At 67.8% G+C, this 4781-nt stretch carries 5 protein-coding genes and 5 pseudogenes; 7 read left to right on the top strand and 3 right to left on the bottom strand.

The annotated features are described in order from the left end of the window. Window positions 1-172 precede the first annotated feature (172 nt). Window positions 173-388 carry a hypothetical protein gene (locus AB0I10_RS40320; protein ID WP_363157719.1) on the top strand — a complete coding sequence of 72 codons (216 nt, stop codon included), beginning with the start codon at window positions 173-175 and terminating at the stop codon, window positions 386-388. After that, window positions 385-741 (top strand): annotated as a pseudogene (locus tag AB0I10_RS40315) (restriction endonuclease); the annotation flags it as partial. The gene AB0I10_RS40320 and the pseudogene AB0I10_RS40315, both read left to right, overlap by 4 nt. A 157-nt stretch (window positions 742-898) precedes the next feature. On the opposite strand, the gene AB0I10_RS40310 reads toward AB0I10_RS40315, so the two are convergent. Then, window positions 899-1192 (bottom strand): hypothetical protein, encoded by a 294-nt coding sequence (locus tag AB0I10_RS40310; RefSeq protein WP_363157718.1) that lies wholly within the window; start codon window positions 1190-1192, stop codon window positions 899-901. Here AB0I10_RS40310 and AB0I10_RS40305 point away from each other — a divergent pair. Further along, window positions 1138-1602: pseudogene (locus AB0I10_RS40305) on the top strand (DUF6207 family protein); the annotation flags it as partial. The gene AB0I10_RS40310 and the pseudogene AB0I10_RS40305 sit on opposite strands and share 55 nt — an antisense overlap. A gap of 120 nt (window positions 1603-1722) precedes the next feature. Here AB0I10_RS40305 and AB0I10_RS40300 read toward each other — a convergent pair. Further along, window positions 1723-1767, bottom strand: a pseudogene (locus AB0I10_RS40300) (hypothetical protein); the annotation flags it as partial. A gap of 340 nt (window positions 1768-2107) precedes the next feature. On the opposite strand from AB0I10_RS40300, the pseudogene AB0I10_RS40295 reads away from it, so the two are divergent. Then, window positions 2108-2752 (top strand): annotated as a pseudogene (locus AB0I10_RS40295) (transposase); the annotation flags it as partial. Further along, window positions 2753-2845 (top strand): annotated as a pseudogene (locus AB0I10_RS40290) (IS630 family transposase); the annotation flags it as partial. 74 nt (window positions 2846-2919) lie between these two features. Here AB0I10_RS40290 and AB0I10_RS40285 read toward each other — a convergent pair. Further along, complete coding sequence (locus AB0I10_RS40285; protein ID WP_363157717.1) at window positions 2920-3582, bottom strand: TetR/AcrR family transcriptional regulator; 663 nt, start codon at window positions 3580-3582, stop codon at window positions 2920-2922. A gap of 105 nt (window positions 3583-3687) precedes the next feature. Between AB0I10_RS40285 and AB0I10_RS40280 the strand changes: the two genes are divergently transcribed. Together AB0I10_RS40280 and AB0I10_RS40275 are read left to right on the top strand one after the other, a co-directional pair. Continuing rightward, entirely contained in the window at window positions 3688-4161 is a 474-nt protein-coding gene (locus AB0I10_RS40280) for an ester cyclase (protein ID WP_363157716.1), read from the top strand. 6 nt (window positions 4162-4167) lie between these two features. Next, on the top strand, window positions 4168-4662 hold the full coding sequence (locus AB0I10_RS40275; RefSeq protein WP_363157715.1) for a DUF3237 domain-containing protein: 495 nt from the start codon (window positions 4168-4170) through the stop codon (window positions 4660-4662). Window positions 4663-4781 lie beyond the last annotated feature (119 nt).

Raw genomic sequence — 4781 nt, 5'->3', positions numbered from 1 at the left:
GCACCCGCTTCGCATGGCTCCCGGAGCCGGCCGGCTGCCCGACGACCGGCCCCGCGTGCCGGGTGTGCGGGGTGAATCCGCGCAATCATCCGCAACTTCGTTGAGGGCTGTCCGGCAGTCTCCGTAACGTCGAAGATCACCGACCCCCGGCGCCGGGAAGGAGCGAGACCTCATGCGGGAACGCACGAACATCAGCGCTGATGCTGTGCCACAGGGCCGGGGCCTTCAACAGCCTGGCTACGGAGTCCCGTCCTCGGCTTTGCTGGCCCGCTCCGACCGTGGTCTCGCCCGGTTCCTCGCCGCCACCGGCGGCGCCCAGCACGACGCCGACCGGCACACCGAGAGCCGACCGCACGGCCCCAACCCCACGCCAGCGAGGCCCCGATGAGCACGCACACGGTCTTGTATGACCCCGAGGGACGCATCGAAGGGGAGCTCCCCCTGGACCGAGCCCCCAACAAAGCACTCATCACCGCCGTCCTCGCCTGGACCAACCCGGCCCTTGAGCCCCGCGACTACGCGCAGATCGCCCTGCAACTGACCTGACACGCCCGCGCTGTGGCCGCCGACGTCCAGCGCCACGCCAAGCTGCTCCCCGCGGACAACGGCCGGCGGGCGCTCGCCGAAGTCGTCCTGAGCGAGGCCGACCGGCGACTGTCCGTCCCGCTGGAAGGCACCGCCCGCTGCGTACAGGTCCGCGCCCGACTCGTGCAGGCGCTGTACCAGAGGCTCGACCGTCTCACGCAGCCCGCACAGCCTCCGCCCCCTAATCCGGGCGACTTCACCCACCAGGCGTACCGGGCCGAGTGGGGGCCGGTGAACGACAGGTTCTGGATCGAGGCCAAGGAGACCGAGCGGCGCTGCCAGGCCCTCGACGGGGTCTACGCCCAGATCGGCGTCACTGAGCGAGGAAAGAAGGCAGCCGTCTTCTCCGCTGCGGTGTAGCCTCCGGCTCCTCAGCGGAGAGCGGTTTCGGCGGAGAAGCGATCCGATCCGGCTCCAGCCCCACCTTGTGCGGATGCACGCACGCCGGCGTCCGGTCGTCCAGGGTGTACCGGAAGCCGTCGGCCGGGTCGAACGGGCACTCCCAGGACGGCCGGTCGTACACGACGAACGCCTCTCGCGGCAGCCGCTTCGATGGGCAGATGCCGCACGCTGGATGGTCCTCGCCCTGGGCGAAAGGCTCGCTCATGGCGGCACGGTAGCGGAGCAGGGCACCGGCCATCTCCGGAATCACACGAACGAGAACGGCGCCCACCTCGGACACATCCTCAGGGTGGGCGCCGTCATCGCATCGGGCTCAGCCGACCGAGCACGCGGCGCCCTGCAGGGAAGAGAGGCCTTTGGTCACCCGCAGGGGTGGTTTTGCCATCAACGGCGAACCGCAGCTGGCAATCGGATCGTGGAGGGGGCATGAACGAGCGAATCGACGAGCAGCATTTTGCCCAACCTGGTCTGCTGGTGCTGGACATCACCGCTGCCGACGAGGCGACGGCCCGCGCCGCGATAGCGGACCTGGATGCGATGTGGATGACCTTGGGCGTCCCCCGCGTCCGGCGTGTGCCTGGCGAGGCGGGCGTCCAGGCCCGCGTGTATGCCGCGCTGCGCCGTCCGGCCGGCCCGGACGACACCGCCCAGGCCGCTAGCGGAGGAGCAGGGTTGCAGGCCAAGCTCGATGTCCGGGCGATAGACGTGGCACGCCTGTACGCCGGCCATGAGCGCCTCCACGGCCTGTTCCCGGGTGATCGCTGAGCCCTTCGCCGCCACGCAATGACCTTGGTGAACAGCTCACCTGCCGTGACGCGGTGGTGGTGTGCCCGCGGGCCTACTTCATCAACACGGCCAAGGCGGACGATCGGGCCCCCGACCCCTCGGACGGTCTCCGGGTGGATTCCGCGGCACCCCGAAAGCTTCACAGAGAGCTAACAACTCCGGCTCAAGGCCGTGCTGGCCCAATGCCCGGAAGTGGACGCCCTCACCGGGCACGTCCGGTCCTTCGCCCGGATGCTCACCGAGAGGGAGGGCGGACGGCTACCGGAGTGGCTCGACGCCGTCCGGCAGCACGACCTGCCCACCATGTACACCCTCGCCGCCGGCATCGACCGCGACGCCGTCACCGCCGGCTCAGGCCGTGCGGCTCACCCGCGCACAGCTCCGTCCGCCCTCAAACGTGCCGGTCGCAGCCGTGGCATCGAAGCTGAGACCGAGCGGCTCGCGAGATCTTCCGGGGCGACTACGCGAGCCAGCCGTGGCTGGTCGAGGACGCGCAAGGCAAGCAGGCCCTCGCCCTCCTGCGACAGTTGGAAGCCTCCTGCCTCGCGGCTGACGAACTTACCGAGGCGGTCGAGGTGTCCTTTCTCCAACACCCGGACGCTGAGGTGATCTTGAGCTTCCCCGACCTCGGGGTTCGGCTCGGTGCCCGGGTGCTCGCCGAGGTCGGAGACGACCGTCAGCGGTTCGCTGAGGCCCGCGGCATGAAGGCATACGCGGGATCCGCTCCCGTCACCCGCGCATCTGGGAAGAAACACCATGTCGGACGCCGCATAGTGAAGAATGACCGGCTCAACCACGCCGGCTATCTGTGGGCCTTCCCGCTCTGCGGTTCTCACCCGGAGTCGAGGCCGACTACCGTCGCCGACGCGAGCAAGGAGACTGGCACGCAGCCGCTCAGCGGCACCTGTTCAACCGCATGATCGGGCAGCTCTACGACTGCCTTCAGACCGGCGAACTGTTCGACGAGCACATCGCGTAGCTCGGCCAGCTCTTCACCCGCTGGTCGATCCGCAAACTTGCCGCCTACCTGCGCCGCGTGCACGGACGCGTCATCTGCGTCGGCCGTGAAGCCAGACCGTGCCCCAGCGATCCGCGTCGTGGCGGCGACGCGCGGCCCCGGGACGGTGCCCGCGACGCGATAGCAGATCAGTCTGGAGGGACGAGGAACCCCTCGGTCACGAGCCGCACCTTGTCCACGACCTCTTCGTCTCCGAGGCGCAACGCGGTGTTGGCGGCGACGAGTACCGCATCGAGCTGGAAGGCAGCTAGGTCGGCGTCGAGTTGGGCGATCTCTCCGGTGCCGACGGCATGGCGCAGCTCGTCGGCGATGAGGTCACGCCAGCCGTGTTGGCAATCGAACAGCACGTCACGTACGGGGCCGGGGCGGCTGTCGAAGCCGGCCAGGTTCGCCGCCCAGAAGCACCCACCTGGGAACAGCGGCACCGACGCGTACTCAATCCACCGTTCGATCAGCGCGCGTACCCGCGCCGCGCCACGGGGCGCGGTCTGCGCGGGGCGGACGACCGCGTCCTCGAACACGTCACGTGCGCACTTGACTGCCGCGACCTGCAGGTTCTCCTTCGTCCCGAAGAGAGTCTGCACGCCGCTCTTGCTGATCCCGAGGTCGGTGGCCAGCCGGCCGATGCTGAGCCCGTCCAGTCCTTCCAGCGATGCCACGTCCACGGCATGGCGGACGATCGTCCGCCTGGACCGCACACCACGCAGCACCCGCCGATCTGACGTCAGCACCTCGGCCTCGTCGGTCTCGTCGGCGGAACGGGCATCGTCCCGCTGCTCCATTTCGCTCATTGCCCCATCCTGCCGGATTCCTCTTGCCAATAACGTACGACCGATCGTACGTTTACTTTCTGAGGCGGGCAATCAGGAGGTGTGTGCGACTTGGACAGGCGTCGAATGTTTGAGCTGGCACAGGCGTTGGCCACCGCGAAGAGTGGGCAGGACGTGCCCGCGGCTGTGGAGCTCTTCCACCGGGACATGGTCCTGGAGGCTCCGGCTTTCGGGACGAGGGCTCAAGGCCGGGCCGCGAACGAAAAGGCGCTGGCTGGGTTCTTCGCCTCCTTCCCTGACTACCAGGTCGCTCTCGAAGGCCACTCTGCCGACGGCGACGCACTGGTCTGCTGGGGGACGGTGAAGATGACGATGACGGGTGACCGGTTCGGCGTGCACCCCAACGGCAGGCGAGCCGAGCTGCCGGTGTTCATTCAGTTCGCCTTCAAGGACGGCCTGATCGCAGGCGAGCGATTCTTCTTCGATCTGTCGGAGCTCTGCGCTCAGTCAGGTGTCTCGACGGACGCGGTCAGGCGAAAGCTGTTCGGAGCAGCCGCGATCGTGCCCTCCACTCCTGAGATCGAACCAATTCAAAGGTGAGGGGACATGGCAGCAGACGCTCGGCTGCAAGACATCGACGAGATCAAGACGATGCATCTCTTCGACATGGCCGTGGACTTGAACCCGCGGCTGGACATCGGCCCCGGCCCGTTGGGCCGACGGGTTCTCTTCGGCTCCGCCGGAGGGACGTTCGAGGGGCCAAGACTACGCGGAGAGGTGCTGCCCGGGGGTGGGGACTGGACGTTGTTCCGCCCCGACGGTGTGATGACCCTCGACGTCCGACTGACGTTGCGGACGTACGACGGCGACCTGCTGCACATGACCTACGGCGGCCGCTGGGTCACCCCGCCCGAACTGCGAGCCAACATGGCCGATCCTGCCACGAGGCACCAAGTCGACCCCGCCCGCTATTACTTCCGAACGAACCCCCTCTTCGAAACGGGGGCGAAGCGATACGCATGGCTGAACGACGTCGTCTGCGTGGGCTCGGGCTATCTGATCGAAGGTGGAATCGCGTACAAGGTCTCACAAGTTGTGTGAACGACCTCTGCGACAGCAGGAGAAGCGACAAGTGAACCACCGACCCACGCCACGGCGTGCTCTTCCGAGCCGGTGAACATTCCCGGTCAGGGCACTAGTAGGGCTTGGTCAGGTTCACT

This window comes from Streptomyces sp. NPDC050636 (assembly GCF_040654775.1).
Classification (GTDB): Bacteria; Actinomycetota; Actinomycetes; order Streptomycetales; family Streptomycetaceae; genus Streptomyces.
This window is presented reverse-complemented; position numbering and strand designations above follow the sequence as displayed.